This is a genomic window from Streptomyces sp. IBSNAI002 (assembly GCF_052244475.1).
Lineage (GTDB): Bacteria > Actinomycetota > Actinomycetes > Streptomycetales > Streptomycetaceae > Streptomyces.
In genome coordinates this window covers 7,418,153-7,439,622 of the sequence record NZ_JBQPXG010000002.1, presented here as the reverse complement: position 1 = coordinate 7,439,622, position 21,470 = coordinate 7,418,153, and the positions used below count along the sequence as shown (strand labels likewise).

The window sequence follows — 21,470 nt, the reverse complement described above, 5'->3', positions numbered from 1 at the left end:
TCTCGGGGGGCGGGTCAGCGCCAGGCGTAGCGCCGGTGGTAGTCCTCGACGCCGGTGAGCACGAGCAGCTCGCCCGGCGGCCGGCCGGCGTGGTCGAGGTAGTCGGACCAGTCCTCGGTCCGGATCCGGCGCTCGCGCTCGGGGACGAGGCAGGCGCGGGTCTCCTTCAGCAGCCGGGTGTACTCGTCGAAGCCGATGTCGCGCCGGGCCGCCAGCCGCTCCCCGATGCGCAGCGCGGCGAGCGCCCGCCCGGATTCGGGGGTGATCACACCGCTGAGGAACTCGGAGGCGCAGCCGGAGCCGTACGCGAACAGGCCGACGCGCTCGGGCCGGTCGCAGGGCGCGGTGTCGATGGTGGAGGCGAGCGCGAGGTAGAGCGATCCGGAGCAGAGGTTGCCGACCACCCGGGGGTAGGCCAGCGAGGGTGCGACGCGGCGGCCGAAGTCGGCGTCGATCGCGGCCGGCCCCGCCTCGCCGTGCTCGCGCATCATCTTGCGGTGGCCGGCCCGGACCAGACCGGCGAACGGGGTGTGCATCACCAGCCGGTCGAAGGTGGCGGTGAAATCCGCGCCTTCCACCCGGTCCGCGTAGTCGGCGAAGCTGTGGGAGAGGCAGTCGAGGTAGGCGAACAGGGAGCGGTCGGCGTCGGCGATGTCGAGGGTGGGCAGCGGCCGGGCGGAGTCCAGGGTCTCGTAGCTGTACAGGCCGTAGGCACCCGGGTCGATGGTCATGATCCGTGGGTCGTCGCCCAGCAGGACGGCCGCCGCGCCGTGGCCGGTGGCGGCCTCCGCGTACTCGGCGTACTCGTCGACCACGGCCACGTCGGTGGCGATGACCAGCGCCTTGGCCCCCGGCGCGCGGCCGGAGGCGAGGTAGCCGGCGGCCAGCTGGACCGCGCCGGTCGCCGCGTAGCAGGCCTGTTTGGCCTCCATCACCCGGCAGCTGCGGGAGAGTCCGAGGTACTCGTGGACGTAGGAGGCCACCGACTTGCTGTAGTCCACCCCGGACTCGGTGGAGGTGACGAGCAGTTCGATGCGGCCGCGCTCGTCCGGGTCCAGTGCGTCGACCAGTGCCTTGGCGCTGTTGACGGCGTTGGTCACCGGGTCCTCGAAGGGCAGCCCGACCGAGCGGCGCTCCATCATCAGGTTGCCGAGCCGGGCCGGGTCCAGGCCGCGACCGTCGAACAGTTCGGGCAGGGCGATGCCGGCCAGGCCGGCGTACACGTTGAGGGCTTCGATCCCGATCACGCCGACCGCCTCCGGCTCAGGTGGTCGATGAGGCCGTCGATGTCCGGGACGGCGCTGAAGTTCGACATGGGCTCGTCGATGCCGAGGCGCCGGGTGACGCCCAGGATGATCTCGACCCGGTCCACCGAGTCGGCGCCCAGGTCCCGCAGGTGCTTGTCCCCGGTGATCTCCTCCGGGGGCAGGGCGGGCAGGATGCCGCGGATCACCTCGCGCAGGGCCTGCTCGGCCCTGGCCCGGGCGGCCGCGTCCGTCGTACGCCGGGCGCCGTCCGCGCCGGGCCCGCCGGCCGCGCCGCCCGCGCCATCGACGTCGTGCTCCACGCCGGTCACCGTGCCTCCTCGGGGTCCCACAGCACCCGCTGGGTGCTGACGGCTATCAGGTCCGTGCTGTGCGCGTCGCGCACCACGACGTCGACGATCTCCTCACCGGCGTCGGCCCGCGCGGCCCGGACGGTGACACCGATCTCGAACTCGCTGTCGGGGTCCGCGTTGCCGACGTAGCACAGCTGCTGGTCGACGATCCGCCGGCGCAGGAACGCCCGGTCGCCGCGGCCCAGTTCGCGCCACTGCCGCAGCACGGCCTGGTCGACGAAGGAGAAGTAGGACGCGAAGTAGACGAGTCCGACCCCGTTGAGGTCGCGTGTGATGTCGATGCCGTAGCGGGTGGTGAAGCCCTCGGCGACGGTGCGGTACTCCTTGCCGGGGTCCTCGCAGAAGGTCAGCAGCGACCGGGCGCGGCCGTAGACCGGCCGCGGTGAGTACTCCTCGGGCAGGGCCGGCAGCCGGGTGTGGTGGAAGTCCGGCGGCGAGGCGGCCATCAGGCCCCGGTTGCTGTCGGCCTCGCGGCGGCTGACCCAGCGGTTGAAGTTCTCCACGTGCAGGCAGCCGGGGGCCGGACCGCGGTGGAAGGCGGCCGGGTCCCAGGGCTCCGGCGGGGCGGCGGCCGCGGTGGTCGAGGAGATCCGGTGGACGGTCAGCACCGATTCGCTGCCGAAGTCGAACGACCGCGACAGTACGTCGAGTTCGTCGCCGAAGGTGGGACTGCGCAGATGGAACTCGCGGCTGCCGCGCACCCGGTAGTAGAAGAAGGCGAGGTACGCGGGGCTGCCCTCGGCGTTCTTGGCCGCGAGGACGTCGGTGTCGCAGAGGGCTCCCACCGTCTCCCAGGTCCAGTCGCCGATCTGGCCGAGGAAGAGCGAGTTGTGGCCGCACATGGCGGGCGAGACGGTCACCCTGCGGCGGACGGTGCCGGGGTCGAGCACCTGGAAGGCGGGTGCCGCTCCGGGGGTCGGTGCGGGGTCCACGGCCGGCGTGGCGGCGGGTGTCATCGGGTGGCCTCCGGTCGGCCGGCCGCGTCGACCGCGGCCAGGAAGTCGGCGAGCACCTCGTTGAAGCGCCCGGCGGCGGTGAGGCTGGGGAAGTGGCCCGCGTCCTCGAACTCGCGGTAGCGGACGTCGGGCAGGGTGCCGTGCAGCAGGTGGCCGGTCTTCAGCGGGACCACCGTGTCGTGCCGGCCGTGCACGATCAGCGAGGGCACGGCCAGACCGGCCAGCTTCGGCAGCAGGTTCGGGGAGGCGTCGAACTCGTCGAGGTAGCGCAGCCCGATCTGGGCGTTCAGGCTCTCGCAGCGCAGCAGCAGCTCCTCGTACCGCTGCCGGTGCGCGGCGACCGGCTCGGTTCCGGGCTCGGCGAGCAGGTGGTCGAAGTCCTCGCGGGCGACGAGCGCGAGGCGGTTCATCTCGCCCTGCCGGTTGCCCACCTTGTAGGACCCGCCGATCAGGGTGAGCGAGGCGGCCTCGCGCGGATGGCGCAGCGCGAAGGACATCGCGGGCAGCGCCCCGAACGAGGCGCCGCCGAGGTGCACCGGGCCCCGGACGTCCAGGGCGTCGAGGGTACGGCGCAGCAGGTCGGCCAGGCCCTCCACGGACAGGTCGGCGGCGGCCGTCGTCGATCCGACGCCCGAGTGGTGCACGCTGATCACCCGGTGGCGGCCGGCCAGTCCGGCGAACTGCGGGCCGAAGAAGCCCGCGCCGATGTTGAAGGGGTGCAACAGGACCAGGGGGGTGCCCTCGCCGGCGGTGAACACCTCCACGTCGCCCTCGCTGAGCGCGACCAGGTGCCTGTGGACGTCCGGCTGGTACTCGCGCAGGACCGCGAGGTTCTCGTTCAGCGGCTGGTGGCCCTCGTCCATCGCGGCCCGTACGTCGGCGGGGATGGCGGCGGCCGGGTGGTAGACGGCGGTCGCCGGGTGCTCGGCGGCGTCCCGCGCGTCGACCGGTACGAGCTCGGGGGCCGGGCCGCCGTCGCGGTACAGGGCGGCCACCCGGCGGCCGGCCTCGGCCGCCCGGTCGGCCCCCAGGCCGACCGGGACGGCCAGCCTGATCAGCGCGGTGGCGTCCGGGGCGGCGGACAGGTGCGGGGCGGCGCGGACCCCGGTGTGGCGGTAGATCCAGGCCAGCTGGTCGGCCACCGGGTGCGCGGCCCCGTCGGCCCCGGGCAGCAGGGCCGCATCGAGCAGCACGCAGTGGCCGCCGGCCTCCCGGACCGGCAGCCCGGCGTCGGCCAGTACCTGCCGGAGCACGCGGACCGCCTCCATCCGCCCGGCCACCAGCGCGGCGGAGCGCTCGCGGTCGGCGAGGGCCGCGGCGATCAGCCGGCGCTGGGCGACGCCCGGCTCCCGGCCGCGCCGCATGACGTCCTCGTGCAGCAGCCCGGCCAGCGCGCTGTCGTCGGTGGCGACGATGCCGCCGAGGTCGATGCCGTGGTCCTTGGACAGGCCGAGGGTCACGGCGGTGGCGAGGCCGAGGATCTCCTCGGCGACCTCCCACACCTTGCGGCCCCGCTCGCCGTCCTCGTGTTCGGCCACGAAGGCCGCGTTCTCCAGTACCCGGGTCGCGTCCAGCACCAGCGCCACCCGGTGGGCGTCCGCCACGGCCCTGATCCGGCGCAGGTTCGCCAGCGACAGCGGGAGCCCGCCCAGCGCGTTGGTGCTCGTCTCGACGCAGACGAAGGAGACCGTGCCGGGGTGGGCGGCGAGCGCCCGGTCGAGGTCGTCGGCGTCCAGGTCCCCCCGGAACAGCGGCGGCCCGTCCGGAGTTCCGGCCGCCCGGACCGGCAGCGGTGCGAAGCCGTGCTCGGCCTGGTTCAGCGCCCAGGTCGGGAAGAGCTCGTTCTGCGCCACGAGGCCCCGCCGGCCGGGCCAGGCCCGGCAGAGCAGCGCCTCGGCGGAGCGGCCCCGCAGGGTCGGCACGACGTACCGGAAGGGCAGCAGGCCCGCCAGGTCGTCAGCCGGTCCGGTGCGGGTGCCGGCCTGTGCGCGCAGGGCGGCCACTCCCTCGGCCACGTACGCGGTGTCGAGTTCGGTCCAGGAGTCGGTGACGAGGTCGAAGTCGGCCTCGGCGGAGGCGAGCAGCAGCGGGTTGTACCCGTGCCCGGCCAGGCGGCGCTCCCGGACGGCGGCATCCGGGGCGTCCGGCCGTACGGGGCGGGGTGCGGCGGGGGACGGGGAGGCGGGCCCGGGCGTCGCGGTCGGCTTCGGCCGGGCGGGACGGCGGGCGGAGGCCGCGGCCGGGGGCCTGGCCGCCGACACCTCGGGGTTGGCGATCATCAAGATGAGCTCGCCGACGTCGGTGGGCTCCCCGTCGGACGGCCTGCACAGGTACACCGGCAGATTGACGGGCCGGAACTTGTTCTTGAAACGGAAGTTGCCCTCACCGGTGAACACCCCGGTGGACCGGAGCTCGGCCAGCGCCTGTTCCGCCGCCGGGTCGGCGTTCTCCGAGGCGCACAGCCGCACGCCCAGGCTGGCCCCGAAGCTGAACATCGTGATGCCCTCCGAGGCGAGCAGCTGCACGATCCGTACGATGGTGAACTCCAGGCCCCCCATCGGCGTCTGGTCGGAGTAGAACTCCAGGTCCAGCAGGTAGCCGTGCTCGGAGGGGATCCGGGTGACGATGACCGCGCTGCGCAGCTCGTGCGCGGCGTACGTCAGGAACATCCGGTGGCGCTCCGCGAGCAGGCCGCGGCTGATCTCGTCGCGCACGGTGAACACGTACGGATTGACCATGTCCTTGGTGGCGCACCAGTCGTCGATGAGCCCGGCGATCGCGGTGTCGGTGGCCGGATCGGACCCGACGAGGTACTCGGTCACCTCGGCTCCGGGCATCCGCTCGAAGCGCTGCACCATGTACCGCAGCCGCCTCATCCGGGGGCCCGTCAGAGTGAACTCGCCTATCCCCTCGATCCGTTGGACCACACCGAAGGGTGTGGCCGAGTACGGGCGCCCGCCGGCCTCCTCGAGGCGGATCATGGAGAGCAGGTTGGGCTTGAGGCCGTGGCGCTCGGCGTGTTCGGTGTACTCGGCGGTGAGCCGCGGGAGGTCCTCCCGCGACCCGACGTAGCTCCAGGCCAGCAGCGAGCCGTCCCGCTGGGAGAAGTTGAAGTAGGCGTCGCGGGCCGAGCCGAGGAAGATCATCGGAGCGATGTCCCGGCCGGGCAGGCCGCCCTCCTTGGCGTGCCGGCGGTCGAGCTCGGCGATCACCGCGGCGATCTCCGGGTGGGTCGCCAGCTCGCGCTTGCGCACGACGGCCGGACCGGCCGCCGCGGTCGGCTCGGCCGCCAGGTCGGGGGCCGCCGTTCCGGGCTCCGGGCGGGACGGCAGGTCGACGGCGCCGGCTCCGTGCACCGAGGCCAGGTGGCCGGCCAGCGCGCCCACCGTGGGGTGGTCGAAGAGCAGCGACTTGCGCTGCGGTCCGAAGCGTCGCTCCAGGGCCGAGACGACCCTGAGCATGTCGAAGGAGGTGAAACCCTGGTCGGCGAAGCTCGCGCCGGCCGCAACCGGGCGCTCGGCCGTCTCCTCGATGAAGCGCGCGAGCTGTGGTGCGGTCAGGTCGCCGGCCCCGGTGGGGGCGGCGGCTGCGGGTCCCGTGGCTGCGGCGGGCACGGGGGCGGGGGCGGGAGTGGCCGTCGGATGCTCGGGCGGCTCCGGTGCCGGGGGCTGTGTGCGTACGGGGGGCAGCTGGTGGCCCGCCTGCCCGGGGAGGCCGTCGAGGGCGGCGGCGACGGAGGCGCTCAGCCGGTCGACGGAGTCCTGTTCGTAGAGCTCGACCGCCTTGAGGTCCAGGCCGTACGTCTCGTTGAGCAGCCGGACCAGGTCCATCCGGAAGATCGAGTCCAGCCCCAGCTCACCGAAGGACTGATCGGCGGGCAGCTCCTCCTCCGGCGTCCCGAGGATGTCGGCGAGCAGCGAGGTGACGGTCCGCCGGACCTCGTCCAGCGGGACACCGGGGGCGGCGGCGGGGGTGACGGCAACGGGCTTCGGCTCGACGGCCGGAGCGGGAGCCTGAGCCGGGGTCCGGAGCTGGGTCTGGGGCTGGGTCTGGGTCTGGGTCTGGGGCTGGGTCTGCGGCTGGGTCTGCGGCTGGGTCTGCGGCTGGGTCTGGGTCCGCGCCGGGGCGGGCTGCCCGGCCGGGGCCTCGGGTCCGGCGGCGAGCGGGGCCAGTTTCACCCGCTCCCGGGCGGGCGACGACGGCGAGGACGGTGACGGTTCGATGGTGGCCTCCAGGCTCGGTTTCGGTGTGCCGCCGGGCGCGAACCAGTGGCGGACTCCGGCGAAGGGGACGGCGGGCAGCGGGGTGCGGCGCGGCAGCGGCCCCTCCCACAGGCGGCTCCAGTCGACCGCGGAGCCCTCGGTCCAGGCCCGCGCGAGCCCGTCGGCGTCCCCGTACTGCTCGGCGGCCGGGGCTCCCCGGCGGGCCGTGCCCCGGTGGGCGCCGGGAGGACGGCCGCCCCCGGCCGCCGCGCGGAGTCCGCGGACGAGCTCGTCGCGGTCGCGCACCACCAGGGCGAGGCGCTCCGGCCACTCCTCGCGCCCCGTCTGCACGGTACGGGCGACCTCCGCGAGGAGCGGTTCACGCCGTTCCACGTGATCGGCCAACAGTGCCGCGTACGCGTCCAGTTGGGCTGCGGAGGGAGCGGAGAGCGCCACCAGGCGCGGGCTGCCGTCGTCCACGGGGGCGGGCTCGCGCGGGTACGACTCCAGCACCACGTGGGCGTTGGTGCCGCCGAAGCCGAACGAGCTCACGCCGGCGCGCCGGACCGGTACGCCGTCCGGGCCGGCCGGGGCGTCCCACGGGGCCGGCTTCCCGTCGAGGATGCGCAGCGGCGTGCCGGCCAGCCGGATGTGCGGGTTGAGCGTGTCCAGGTGGAGGTGGGGCGGGAGCTGGCCGTGTTCCATGCCAAGCAGCACCTTGAGCACCCCGGCGATGCCCGCCGCCGCCTCCAGGTGGCCGATGTTGGTCTTCACCGATCCGATCGCGATGTGCGGCCGGTCGGGCAACTCCCGTCCCCGGTCGGCGTACAGGGCCGCCAGGGCCTGCTTGACGCCCTCGATCTCCACCGGGTCGCCGAGGGTCGTGCCGGTGCCGTGCGCCTCCAGGTAGGTCAGGAGGTCCGGGTCGGTGCCGGCCGCGCGGTGCGCCCGTACCAGGACCCGGGCCTGCGCTTCGGGGTTGGGTGCGGTCAGCGAGGCGGCACGGCCGCCGTGGCCGACCGCCGTCCCGGTGACGACGCCGTAGACGTGGTCACCGTCGGCGAGCGCGCGGTCGAGCGGCTTGAGCAGGACCACCCCGCATCCCTCGCCGCGGACGTAGCCGTCCGCGGCCGCGTCGAAGGTCTTGCAGCGGCCGTCAGCGCTGAGCATCCCGGACTGCTGGAAGGAGCTGAACAGCGCCGGGCTGAGCAGCACGTTGACCCCGCCGACCAGGGCCTGCTCGCACTCCCCCGCCGCCAGGGCGCCGACCGCGCGGTGGATGGCCACGAGCGAACTCGAACAGGCGGTGTCCACGGACTCGCTGGGGCCGCGCAGGTCCATCAGGTACGAGACCCGGTTGGCGAGGATGGCGTGCGCGACTCCGCTGGCGCTGTGCGCCTCGACGGGGGCCGCGTCCCTGCCGAGCAGGTCGGCGTAGTCGGAGGTGGAGACACCGGCGAACAGGCCCGTCGCCGTCCCCGCGAGGTCCGCGGGACGGTGGCCGGCGTCCCAGACGGCCCGCCAGGCGGTTTCCAGGAACAGCCTCTGCTGGGGGTCCATCAGGGCGGCCTCGCGCGGGGCGATGCCGAAGAAGCGGGCGTCGAACCGGCTCACGTCGGCCAGGAAGGCACCGCGGAACGCGGCGGCGCCGGGGGCCCCGGCGAGGTCCGTACGGTCCTGCGGCACTCCCGTCACCAGGTCCTGCCCGGCCATCAGGTGGTCCCAGAACTCCGCGGTGCCGGCGGAGCCGGGCATCACGGCCGCCATGCCGACGACCGCGACCGTGAACGGCCGGGGGCCGGCCGAGGCCGCGAGCTCCGGCTCCGGCTCGGGCTCCGGATCCGGCTCCGGCTCCGGCTCGGGTGCGGATACGGATACGGATACGGATATGGGCGTGGCGCGGTGCCGTGCCGAGACTTCCGCGGGGTGATGGCGGACCAGGTGCGCGGCGAACGAGGCCAGGTCGGGGCATTCGAAGAGGACGGTCGGCAGCAGGTCCAGACCGTAGAACTCGTTGACCTGGTTGATGAGTTCGGTCAGCGTGATGGAGTCGAAACCGAGCTCGAGCAACTGGGCGTCCAGGTCCACCTCGTGCGGATCGACCAGCAAGAACTCTGCTGCCATCGAACGGAGTTCGCCCTCCACCTCGGCCATCGGCGGCTCGTCGGCGGCCATGGCCGGAGCGGGCAGCGCTCCCCCGGCGACCGTCTCGGCGACGGGTTCGGCCGACCGGGCCGAACGCTGGACGACCGTGACCCGTACCTCCTGACCGCCTGCGGCCAGATCCAGCGCCCGCAGACCGTTGGCCGTGCTCATCGGCGCCATGTCCCAGCGGCGCGCGAGGAGTTCGCGGGTCGCCTCGTCCACGCTCATGCCGCCGTCCTCCCACAGCGGCCAGGCGATCGACACGGTGCGCCCGGCCCGCAGGCCGGCCGCGTGCCGCTGGGCACGCTGCTCGGCGAACTCGTCCAAGAAGGCGTTGGCATAGGCGTAGTCGAGCTGGCCCGGGTTGCCGCTGTAGGCCACCACGGAGGAGTAGAGGACGAAGAAGTCGAGGGGCTGGCCGATGGTCGCTTCGTCGAGCGCGAGCACCCCGGCCGTCTTCGGGGCGAGCACGGCGTCGAGGTCCGCCCGGCTCTTGGCCACCGCGCGGGAGTCGCGGGTGAGGCCGGCGGCGTGCACGACACCGCGCAGCGGGCCGTACCGCGCGACGGCGTCGGCGACCAGCCGGTGGGCCTCGCCGGCGTCCGAGACGTCGGCGCGCAGGTACCTGACGGTGCCCGGGCCGCGGTCCAGTTCGTCCACCATGGTCCGGCGCCGGGCGTCCAGTTCGGAGCGGCCCACCAGGAGTACGGTCACCCGCTCGCGGGAGGTCAGGAGCCGGGCGGTGTGCAGGCCGAGCGGCCCGGCCCCGCCGGTGATCAGGTAGACGCCGTCCGGCTGCGGCCGCAGCTCCGCGGTGTGCGCGGGGACGAAGTCCAGCAGCACCCTGACCTGGCGCTCGCCGTTGCGGTGGCGGACCTCGCCGGCGGCTCCCGGCCGGCACCCGGCCAGCTCCGCGACCAGCCGGGCGGCCCGTGCGCGCGGTGGCGCGAGCGCGTCGGCGCCCTCGAAGGCGACGCGGGCGGCGCCCAGTCGGCTGTGTTCCAGGGCCATGCTGCGCAGCGCGGCACCGACCGCCGCGTCATAGGGGCGCGAGGAGGGGGTGGGGGCGGTGAACCCGTAGACCACTCGCAGGTCGCTCGGGGCACCCGGCCGGGCGAGCAGGGCGGTGGTGAGGCCGACCAGGGAGTGGAACCCCCGGTCCAGGCTGCCGGGCAGGTCGTCGCTGCCCTGGCCGGCCGGGCTCTCGGGGGCGCAGAAGATCAAGGAGTCCGGGTCCAGGCCGCGCCCGGCGAGGTCCGCGACGAGGCGCGCGCACTGCTCGCGGTCTGCGGGCGCCAGCCGGTAGCCGCCGTCCTCGGTCCGGGCGAAGTCCGGCCCCGGGGTCAGGACGACGGCCCGCACTCCGGCCGAGGCAAGTCGCTCGGCCAGGGCCTCGGCCAGCCCCGGCCCCTCGGCGGCGACCAGTGCGAGGCGCGGCCCGGGGACGCCGGGGGCCGCGACCGGTTCGGGGGCGTTCTCCCAGGCCGGGCGGGCGAACCGGACCAGGGCCGCCTCCTCCGGAGCCGGGGCGGCCGACGGCAGCGGGCCGGACTGCCGGGCGGGGTGCTCGGTGTCGGGCGTTGCGTGGTGCGCGGCGTTCGGATCCGCCGAGTCTTCGGCGCCCGGCCCGGCGTGCTGTCCGGTCCGTTCTCGCGCGCCCTGTGCGCCCTCTACGCCCTGTGCGTCGTGTGTGTCGTGTGTGTCGTGTGTGTCGTGTGTGCCCGGTGCGTCTGCCGGCTCGGCGAGCCAGTAGCGGGCGCGGTCGAAGGGGTAGGTCGGGAAGGCGGCGCGCCGCGGCCGGGGGCCGGACCACAGGAGCGGCCAGTCCACCTCTGCCCCGGCGGTCCAGGCCCGGGCTGCCGCGGCCCGGTCGCCGGCCTCGGGGCGCGGAACGCCGGTGCGGGCGGCGGTGCCGGTGTGGACCCCGGGGGCCTGCCGCCCCTCGGCGAAGGCCCGCAGGCCCTCGGCGAGGGCCGCTACGCTGCCGGCCACCACGGCCAGCCGCTCGGTCAGCTCCCGACGCCCGGTCTGGCTGGTCCAGGCGAGCGAGCGAAGCGACGGGCCGGTGGCGCCGGCGGAGCGTGCGCCCGCGTCCAGGTGCTCCGCGACGCGCGCGGCGAGCACGGCCAGCCGTTCCCCCGTGCGCGCGGTCAGCAGGAACACCTCGTCGTGGTCCTCGGGCGCGGCCCCGGCGTCCGCCGGAGCGTCCGCGTCGAGGTACTCCTCCAGCACCAGGTGGACGTTGGCCCCGCCCGCGCCGAACGAGCTGACCCCCGCCCTGCGCGGGTACCCGGCCGCCTGCCCCTCGAACTGCCGCTCGGGCCGCGGCCACGGGGCCGCCTCGGTCAGCGGGCGGAACGGCGACGCGGCGAATTCGATCTTCGGATTGATCCGGTCCAGGTTCGCGCTCGGGTACAGCATGCCGTCCCTGAGCTGGAGCAGCACCTTGGTCAGTCCGGCGATGCCCGCCGCGCCCTCCAGGTGGCCGACGTTGGCCTTCACCGAGCCGATCGTGACCGGCGGGCGGTCCCGGTCCGGGCCCCGCCCCGTGTCCGCGCCGGACCCGAAGGCCCGGGTGAGGGCCGCGACTTCGATCGGGTCGCCCAGTGCGGTGCCGGTGCCGTGGGCCTCCACGTAACCGACGGTGCGCGGATCCACCCCGGCCTCCTCCAGCGTCCGGGCCACCAGTGATGCTTGAGCGTTGGGGTTCGGAACCGTGTAACCGCTGGTCTTGCCCCCCGCGTTGGACCGGCTCGCCTTGATGACGGCCCAGATCCGGTCGCCGTCCGCCCGTGCCTCGGCCAGCGGCTTGAGCAGGACGGCGCCCACGCCCTCACCGGGAACGTAACCGTCCGCGTCCGCGTCGAAGGTCCGGCAGGCGTCACCGCTCGCGAGCATGCCGCGGGCGGACAGGGCGACCAGGTGGGCCGGGTGGAGGATGAGGTTGACCCCGCCCGCGATGGCCATCCGGCACTCGCCCCGGCGCAGGCTCTCGCAGGCCAGGTGCACGGCGGTGAGCGAGGACGAGCACGCCGAGTCGACGGCGAAGCTGGGCCCGGTCAGGTCGAAGACGTAGCTGGCCCGGTTGGCCACCGACCAGTAGGCGGAGTGCGCCGCCCCGAACTCGCCCCGGGGCCAGCCGGAGGCCGCGGCGAGCTGCCCGTACGAGCCGTACATCAGACCGGCGAAGACACCGGTCTCCGGCACCCTGGTGTGCTCGCCGAGGTAGCCGGTCTCCTCCAGGAGGTTCCAGCAGGTCTCCAGGAACAGCCGCTCCTGCGGGTCGATGGCGGCCGCCTCGCGCGGCAGGATGCCGAACAGCTGGGGATCGAACCCGTCGATGCCGTCCAGGAAGCCCGCCCACCTGCCGTAGCTGCGGTTCTGCCGGCCGCGGCGGGGATCGAAGTACTCCCGCCAGTCCCAGCGGTCCGCGGGCACCTCGGTCACGGAGCTGACCCCCGCGGCAAGGTTCCGGGCGAAGGCGTCGAGGTCGGGCGCACCCGGATAGCGGCCGGTGACGCCGACCACCGCGATGTCGCGCGCCTCGTCGGCGGCCGGGTGCGGGGCCGGCGCCGGCGCCACGGCCGTGGGCGCCGCGTCCTGGCCCGACGGGGCCTCCGCGGGAGTATCCGCCGGGGTTTCCGCTCCGCGCGTGAGGAGGGCGGTGAGGCGCTCGCCGCGGACCTCGAGGAGGTGGGCGGCGAGCCGTTCGATCGTCGCGTGCTCGAAGAGCAGGGTCGCCGGGAGCTCGCCCAGGTCGGCGGAGAGCAACTCGACGATCTCGGCGCCGAGCAGCGAATCGACCCCGAAGTTCTCCAGCGTCTCCCGGTCCGTGAGTTCGTCCTCGCCGCACTTGAGCAGTCCGGCGAAGACGCGCTTGAGGTAGTCGCGGGCCTGCCGCTCCAGATCCGTGTCCGGTACGGCGGGGGTGGTGGCGACGGGCAGGGCTTCGGGGGTGGGCCGGGCCGGAACCGGGCCGGGGGTGAGCGGCATGCCGTGTTCGGCCAGGCGGTTCGGGTCGGCCTTGATGACGAGCACCTGCCCGGCGCCGCTGGACAGTGCGGTCCGCAGGGCCGCGACGCCCTCCGCCGGCTCGATCGAGCCGACACCGAGGGCCGCGAACGAGCGGTGGTAGCGCTCGTGCGACACCGCGCCGACGGTCCCCCAGAAGCCCCAGTTCACCACCGACACCGGGAAGGCGCAGTGGCTCCGGGCCTGCCAGGCGTGGGCGTCCTCCAGGGTGGCGGCCGCGGCGTAGTTGGCCTGTCCGGGCGAGGCGACGAAGGAGGCCGCGGAGGAGAACAGGACACAGAAGTCGGGCCGTTCGGCCGCGAGCGCGTCGAGCAGCACCTTGACACCGACCGCCTTCGCGGCGAGCACGCGCGTGAAGTCCGCCTCCGTCATCCGGGCGAGCGGTACGTCGCGCAGTTCGCCGGCGGCGTGCAGTACTCCGTGCAGGGCGCCGAAGGCCCGCCGGGCCTCGGCCACCGCGGCCCGCACTGCCCCGGCGTCGGTGACGTCCCCGCGGACGTAGCGGACCTCGCCGCCGAGCCGGCCGATCTCGGCCGTGCCCGCCAGCACCTGCGGGTCGTCGCCGGGCCTGCGGCCGAGCCAGACGAGCCGGGCGCCGTGCACGGCCGCGAGGCGTTCGCTCACGGCCCGGCCCAGGCCTCCGGAACCGCCGACCACCAGATAGACGCCGCCGTCGCGCGGGGCGGGCCCGGTGGGCCGCCCCGTGACGGGTTCGAAGCGCCGCAGGTACCGGCGCCCGTCTCGCAGGGCCACCACGGGGTGCGGGGCCTGTGTGGCGTGCGGGCCGTGCCGAGCGTTCTCGGAGGCGATCCGGCGGGCCGCGCGGGCCGGGTCGGCCGCGACGCCCACCGGGTCGATGTCCACGCAGCCCACCCGCCAGAGCGGGTACTCGGCCGCCACCGTCCGGGACAGCCCGACCAGTCCGGCACCGTGCGGCTGCGGCCGGTCCTGCTCGATGACCGGCAGAACTCCGTGCACGACGAAGGTCACGGAGAGCGGCCTGGCCGCCTGGCCGAACCGGAGCAGTTGCTTGAGCAGGTAGAAGACCGTCAGGGTCACCGGGTCGCCGGTGGGCGCGGTGTCGGCGAGTTCCGGTACGGCACCCTCGCGGCCGGCGAGGACGTAGAGCAGGTCGAACGGGCCGGGGGCGGGGGTGGCCCCGCCCAGCGGGATGCGGACCACCTCGTCGTGGGCGTGCAGTTCGGCGAGGGCGTCGGCGAGCGGGCCGTCTCCCTCGGCGTAGGCCAGCCCGACCCGCCGGCCCGCGTCGCCGGCCGGCGGCCGGTCGTCGGCCGGTGCGGCGTCCTCGTACCAGGCCGGGCGGCAGACCAGCAGCGGATGGTCCGGGGACGGGACGGCGGCGGACACGGCGGACACGGCGGTCACGGCGGTCACGGCAGGACCGCGGACGGCTGCTGCGGCGACGGTGGCGGGCACGGCGGGCCGTGCAGTGGCGGCCGTGGGTGTGGTCGCCGGGGACGGCGGGGCCGTGGGCGCGACCCAGTGGCTGGTGCGGGCGAAGGGGTAGGTGGGCAGGGGGACGTTGCGGCGCGGGCGGCCCGCGTGCGCGGCGGTCCAGTCGACCTCCCGGCCCGCCAGGTAGTCCTCCGCGAGCCGTCGCAGCCGCTCGCCGTGGCCGTCCGCGGCCGGTCGGCCGCCGGTGAGGAACTCCTCCGCCTGTGCGCGCAGTTCGGCGATGTCTCGGACCACGAAGGCGGCCCGTACGGGGAAGTGCGCGCGGGACACGGCGAGCGTACGGGCGGTGTCGCCCAGGTCGTGCCGGTCCGTCAGCCGTCCGGCCAGCTGCCGCACCCGCTGGTTCAGGGCGACCGCCGTACGGGCCGAGAGGGGCAGGACGACGGCCTCGTCGGACGGCCCGGCGGCGGAGCCGGTCCGGGGCGGGGCCTCGGCCAGCACCACGTGCGCGTTGGTCCCGCTGAACCCGAAGCTGCTCACCGCCCCGACCCGGACGCCGGACGGCCCGGGCTCCCACGGCGTCGGCGCGGTGGCGACCCGGAACGGCCCGCCCTCGAAGTCGATCTTCGGGTTGGGCGTGGTGAAGTTGAGCGACGGCGGGATCTGCCCGGCCCGCAGACCGAGTACGACCTTGAGGAAGCCCGCGATGCCCGAAGCCAGGGTGGTGTGCCCGATGTTGGACTTGACCGAGCCCAGGTGGCAGGCGCCGGCCGACTCGACGCGGTCGCCGAAGACCTGGGTGAGGGCCTTCACCTCGATCGGGTCGCCGAGCACCGTCCCGGTGCCGTGCGCCTCCACGTACCCGACCTCGTCGGGGCTGAGTCCGGCCCGCCGGTAGACGTCCGTCAGCAGCGCCGCCTGGGAATCGGCGCTGGGCGCGGTGATGCCGTTGGTCCGGCCGTCGCTGTTGGTGCCGGTGGCCTTGATCACCGCGTACACGGTGTCGCCGTCGGCCAGCGCGCGGTCCAGGGATTTGAGCACCACCGCGCCGACGCCCTCGCCGAGGACGATGCCGTCGGCCGACGCGTCGAAGGGCGCGCAGCGGCCGGTGGGCGAGAGCATGCCCGTACTGCTGGTCCACACGTGCATCCGGGGCGTCAGCATGACCGCGACGCCGCCGGCGACGGCCGTCTCGCATTCGCCGGCCCTGATCGCGGCGACGGCCTCGTGCACGGCCACCAGCGACGAGGAGCAGGCGGTGTCGATCGCGACGGCCGGGCCGCCGAGGTTGAGGTGGTAGGCGATCCTGGCCGCCAGGATGGACGGCGAGTTGCCGAGGAAGGCCTGGCCGGTGCCGTCCTGGCCGTTCGCCTCCAGCAGCCGCAGGTAGTCACCCGCGCCGGAGCCGACGAACACGCCGCAGCTCGCCCGCTCGGGGCCGGGCACGGCGTAGCCCGCGTCCTCCAGGGCCGACCAGGCCTCCTGGAGGAAGAGGCGCTGCTGCGGGTCCATCTGCTCGGCTTCCATCGGCGAGAGGTGGAAGAAGGCCGCGTCGAACAGGTCCACGTCGTCGAGCAGCGCGGCCCACTTGCTGTAGGTACGGCCTTCGGCGCGGCGGTCTGGGTCGTAGTGCGCGGCGATGTCCCAGCGCTCGGCGGGTACTTCGCGGACGCTGCTGCGGCCGGTGATCAGGTTGGACCAGAAGGCGGGCAGGTCGGGGGCGTCGGGGAAGCGGCCGGACACGCCGATGACGGCGATGCCGCCTGTGCCTGTGCCTGCGGCGGGGGCGGGGGCCGGGGCCGGGGCTGCCGCTGGGGCCGGGGCGACCGGGGCCAGGGTCACGGGCCGGCCGCCGGGGCCGGCGGGGCGGATCGACAGCGGCGGCGGTGAACCGGCCGCCCGGTCCGGTGATGGCCCGTCACCGGACCGGCCGACCGGCGCCTGTGGGACCGCGTCCGGCACGCCCCCACCCGAAGCCTCGGCCACGACGGGCGGGACGGCGGCGGGCGCGGGGGCGGGCGCGGGCGCGGGCGCGGGCGGGGGCGGGGTGTACGAAACCCTGGCGTCGGCAGGCGCGGCGTGCGCGGCCTCTGCGACGGCGGGCGGGGTGTACGGAGCCTCGGCTGCGACCGGTGCGGCGTGCGGAGCCCCGGCGGCCATCGGAGCGTACGGGGCTTCGGTGGCGGGTGGGGTGGGCGGGGCGTACGGGAGGACGGCGGCGGCGTGCAGGGCGCGGCCACGGGCGGACTCCGCGTCGACGAAGTCGGCGAGCCGGTCGAGGGTCGGGTGGTCATAGACGGCCACCGAGTCGAGGTCGAGGCCGAAGTGCTGGTTGAGGTCGCGGACGATCTCCACCGCGCCGAGCGAGTCGACGCCCATCTCGCTGAAGGTGAGCTGGGGGTCGATCTCGTTGCGGTCGAGGTACAGGTGCCCGCAGAGCGTCTCCATCACCACACCGACGACGACGTCCCGCTCCGGCCCCACGGCAGCACCCGCCTGCGGCGCGCCGCCCGAGGCAGTGCCCGGGCCGGAAGCCGAAGCCGAACCGGAGACCGAGGTCGAGGGCACGGCGGGTGCCACCGTCGGCTCCGGGGCCGGAGCGGGTGTCGCGGGTGCGGCCGGGACCTGCGCCACGGCGGCGGCCGGGCCGGGGTGCGGAGCGGGGCCCGAGGCCGAGGCGTTGGCGGGTGCCAAGCCGGAGACCGGGTCCGGGCCGGGGTGCGGGACCGGGCCGTAAGCCGAGGCCGGAGCGGATGCCGCGGGTGCGGCCGGGCCCGGGTCCGCGCCGTACGCCGGGGCCGGAGCGGATGCCGCGGGTGCGGCCGGGACCTGCGCCACGGCGGCGGCCGGGCCGGGGTGCGGAGCGGGGCCCGAGGCCGAGGCGTTGGCGGGTGCCAAGCCGGAGACCGGGTCCGGGCCGGGGTGCGGGACCGGGCCGTAAGCCGAGGCCGGAGCGGATGCCGCGGGTGCGGCCGGGACCTGCGCCACGGCCGCTGTTGGGCCGGCGTGCGGTGCCGGGGGCTCGGGCTGGGGGGTTGGGTGGGTGTAGGCGTGGACTTTGGCTGTGTGGGTGTGGACCCGGGTGAGGGAGTCCTGGCCCAGGACCACGCGGTGGAGGTCGGCCTCGCGGTTGACCGCCGTGGTCAGTTCGGGCAGGGTGCGGCCCGCCAGCTCGCGCTTGAGGGCGCGGACCGGCGCGGCCGGCTGGGACGCGATCGTGCGGGCCAGGTCCAGCGCGGCCGGCAGCACCTCATCGCGCGGCAGGAACGTGACCTGCCCGCCGCGCCGCTCCAGCTCCGCGCCGCTGAACGGCCTGCCGGTGTAGAACATCTCGGTCGCCAGCGACCGCCCGAACCTCCGCTCCAGGACGTACGTCGCGCCCATGCCCGGCGTGAACCCGTACTTCAGGAAGCTGGCCGCGTACATCCCCTCGCGCGCCATCAGGACCATGTCGGCGTGCAGGCCGAACATCAGGCCGCCCCCGGACGCGTGCCCGGACAGTGCCGCGATCACCGGGCGGTCGCAGGACAGCAGCCCCTCGTAGAGGAACGGCACGTCGGTGAAGCTGCCCTGGCCCCCCGCGAGCTGCTCCAGGGCCTCGGGCGTGCCGCCCATGCTGAACGCGGGCCCGGCGCCCGTCAGCACCACGGCCTTGACCTTCTCGTCCGCGCTCAGCTCCGCGAAGGCCGCCTCCAGACCGCCCACGGTCTCCTCGGTGAACATGTTGCTGGCGGTCCGCATGACGACCAGCGCGATGCCCGGGTCGAGGATCCGCAGTTCGACCGCCGGCCCGTCCTCGTACCGGCCCGGTGCCGCTTCCGCACCACTCGCTGTGCCCCGCACGCGCTCCGCCTCTCCCCCGCCGTCCTCGGCGGCGACCGGCACCTTGGGCCCGCCCCGCCACTGCCCGAGCCAACAGCGCTCCTCGGTCAGCGGGTGCGTGGGCAGCGGGATCCGCCGACCTGCCCGCCCGCCGTCCCGACCGTCCTGTCCGTCCCGACCGTCCCGTCCGGCTCCCGCGTGGACCTCGTGCCAGCGCACGTCGGCGCCCGCCGCCCAGGCGGCGGCCAGCTCCCGCAGCCGGCCCTGCCGGAAGAGCTCGGCGCAATCCTCCGGCGAGGGCCGCCCGGCCTCACCGGACGCGGTCCGCCCGTCCGGGCCGCCCGTGACGTACCCGGCGACCGCGTCCTCCGGCGCCCCGTCCGCCAGGAAGGCGTCGAGCGCCCCCCGCAGGCGGTCGAGCGCGCCGGCCGGGCCGTCCACGACGACGGCCAGCCGGTGGGGCCGCGCGGTGCGGCCGACCTGGAGCGTGAAGGCGAGGTCGGACGGATCGGGCCCGGCACCCGGCGCGGGCCCGCCGGCCGCAGCCAGCTTGGCGATGCGCCGCAGCGAACCGTCCGGCGCGAGCGCGTCCGGCGGTACCTCGCAGCCCAGTTCCTCCCCGATCCGCCGGGCCAGCTCCAGCAGGCTGGACGGGTCCAGGCCGAGATCGCCCAGCCAGGCGTCCGGATCGACCTGGTCCTCGCCGACGCCGAGCAGCCCGGCGGCCAGCCGGACGAGCGTCGCGGTGCGGTCCGCGTCGCCGGGAGCCGTACGGGCCGCGTCGGCCGGGCCGGACGCGGCGTCGAGATGAGCCCGTACGGAACGGGCGTACCCGCGCAGCGCGGCGGCGTCCGGCGCCGACAGGACGAAGAGCAGCGGCCCCCCGTCGCCGCGCACCGCCCGGGGGGCCGGGGCCCCGTCGTGCTCCTCCACCACCAGGTGCGCGCCCGCGCCCCCCGCGCCGAAGGCGCTGATCCCGGCCCGGCGGGGCGAGCCGTCGGCAGGCCGGGGCCACTCCTCGGCCCGGCGCTGGATGCGCAGGGGTGAACCGGCCAGGTCGAGGTGCGGGTTGAGCTCGCGGGAGTGCAGGGACGGTACGAGCCGGCCGTGCCGCAGTTGCAGCAGCACCTTGGTCAGGCCCGCGATGCCCGCGGCGCTCTCCAGGTGCCCGATGTTGGACTTGACCGATCCGACCGCGCAGCTTTCCGCCGCCGCGCCGGCGCCGGCGAACGCCTGCCGGAGCCCCTCGATCTCCACGGGGTCGCCGAGCGAGGTGCCCGTGCCGTGGGCCTCGATGTAGCCGATCGTGCGCGGTTCGACGCCGGAGCGGTTCAGTGCCGTCCGGATCAGCGCGGCCTGCGAGTCCGGGCTCGGGACGGTGAACCCGCTGGTGCGCCCGCTGTGGTTGACGGCCGACGCCCGGATGACGCCGTGCACGTGGTCGCCGTCCGCGAGCGCCTGGCGCAGCGGCTTGAGCAGTACCGCGCCGACGCCCTCCCCCGGTACGTAGCCGGTGGCGCCGGCGCCGAAGCTCCGGCAGCGGCCGTCGTCGGAGAGGAACTGCCCCTGAGCGAGCTGGAGGTACTTCTGCGGGTGGACGGTGACGTTCACCCCGCCCGCCAGGGCCAGGCTGCTCTCTCCGCGGCGCAGGCTCTCCACCGCGAGGTGGATCGCGGTCAGGGAGGACGAGCAGGCGGTGTCCACGGCCATGCTCGGTCCGGTCAGGCCGAAGGCGTACGAGACCCGGTTCGGGACGGCCGCGTGCATGGCGGTCGGCGCGACGCCCTGGTCCTGGAAGAGCTGGTAGTGGTTCCACATGACGCCCGCGAAGACGCCGACGGTCTCGCCCGACAGGGTGTGCGCGGGGCGGCCGGCGTCCTCCAGGGCGCGCCAGCAGGTGGTGAGGAAGAGGCGTTCCTGCGGGTCCATCCGCTCGGCGTCGCGCCGTGAGATGCCGAAGAACTCCCGGTCGAAGAGGTCCACGCCGTCGAGGAAGCCGCCCCATCTGCTGTACGTGGAGCCGGGACGGCCGCGTTCGGGGGCGAAGTAGCCGCTGTGGTCCCAGCGTTCCCCGGGGACGGTCGTGATGCTGTCCCTGCCCTCGGCCAGGTTGCGCCAGAAGACGTCGAGGTCCGGGGCCTGCGGGTACGCGCCAGCGAGGCCGATGATCGCCACGGCGTCCGTCTCTGGACCGCGTACGGGGGCCGCGCGGAACGAAGCCGGGGTCGAGGTCGAGGTCGAGGCCGGGGCCGAGGCCGGGGCCGGGGCCGAGGCCGGGGCCGGGGCCGAGGCCGGGGCCGGGGCCGTGTCCGCGGCCGCGAAGGGCCGTGCGATGCGGTCCGGGGTGCCGTACACCGCCACCGACACCCCGTCGGGGCCGGTCAGGACGCGCTCCAGCAGCTCCAGCCCGTCGGGGGTCGGCATCGGCCAGGTCCCCCTGGTCCGGCGTGAGTGCTCGACCGCGGCCGGGCTGAGCCGCATGCCGCCCTCGGCCCACATCGGCCAGCCGATGGCGTGGGTGCGCCCCGGCGCGTCCGCGCGGCCGGCGCGGGCCTCGGCGAAGTGCTCCAGCCAGGCGTTGGCGAAGGCGTAGTCGCTCTGGCCCGGGGTGGCCTGGGACGCGGAGAGCGAGGAGTACAGCACGAACAGGTCGAGCGGGTCCCCTGCCGTCGCGCGGTCGAGGTGCGCGGCGCCGAGGGCCTTCGGCAGGATCACGGCCGTGGGCGCGTCGTCCCGTTTGTTGCGGAACAGGGAGTCCGCGGTGACCCCGGCGTTGTGGAACACGCCGTCGATCGGGCCGAACCGCTCGCGGGCCAGGGCGAGGGCCGCCTCCACGTCCGCGAGTCGGGTGACGTCGGCCGTCAGGTACGCGACCTCGGCGCCGAGGGACTGCCAGTCGTCGGCGCGGGCGGCGAGTTCGGGACCCATCGGGCGGCGGCCGATCAGCACGATCCGCGCGGAGTACCGCTCGGCGAGGTGGGTCGCGAGGACGCTCGCGAGGGCCCCGCCTCCGCCGGTCACGACGTACACGCCGTGCCGCTTGAGCGCCGGGGCCGACGCCTCCGGGTGGGTGCCGCTGGTGGCGTGGAGGGTCGGGTGAGGGGCCAGGCCCCGCTGTTCCCGGCGGCCCGCGAGGTGCCGGGACTGCGGGCCGTCGGCGGCTTCCCCGGCCGCGAGTTCGACGAGGACGGCGGCCGCGACGGCGCCGGCCGTCCAGCGGTCGACGCCGACCGCGCGGCAGACGAGCGCGGGGGCCTCGGCCGTGACGCACCGGGCCAG

Annotated in this window: 4 protein-coding genes (1 of these 4 cut by a window edge); all 4 read right to left on the bottom strand. The window is 75.5% G+C overall.

All coding sequences use genetic code 11. The annotated features are described in order from the left end of the window. Positions 1-14: 14 nt before the first annotated feature. Tightly spaced (each overlapping or abutting the next), the 4 genes in view from ACTVZO_RS34500 to ACTVZO_RS34485 form a layout consistent with a single transcriptional unit that may run on beyond the window. Positions 15-1,247, bottom strand: a complete 1,233-nt coding sequence (locus ACTVZO_RS34500) for a hydroxymethylglutaryl-CoA synthase family protein (protein ID WP_443302069.1) — start codon at positions 1,245-1,247, stop codon at positions 15-17. Next, positions 1,244-1,576, bottom strand: coding sequence for an acyl carrier protein (locus ACTVZO_RS34495; protein ID WP_443302068.1), 333 nt, complete (start codon positions 1,574-1,576; stop codon positions 1,244-1,246). The genes ACTVZO_RS34500 and ACTVZO_RS34495 overlap by 4 nt, the downstream gene beginning before the upstream one ends. Next, entirely contained in the window at positions 1,573-2,574 is a 1,002-nt protein-coding gene (locus ACTVZO_RS34490; protein WP_443302067.1) for an LnmK family bifunctional acyltransferase/decarboxylase, read from the bottom strand. The genes ACTVZO_RS34495 and ACTVZO_RS34490 overlap by 4 nt, the downstream gene beginning before the upstream one ends. Further along, positions 2,571-21,470, bottom strand: partial view of an SDR family NAD(P)-dependent oxidoreductase gene (locus ACTVZO_RS34485; protein WP_443302066.1) — the 3' portion only. 1,818 nt of this gene lie beyond the right edge of the window; the window shows 18,900 of its 20,718 coding nt (coding positions 1,819-20,718); the start codon falls outside the window, past its right edge; its stop codon occupies positions 2,571-2,573. Before ACTVZO_RS34485 ends, ACTVZO_RS34490 begins: the two co-directional genes overlap by 4 nt.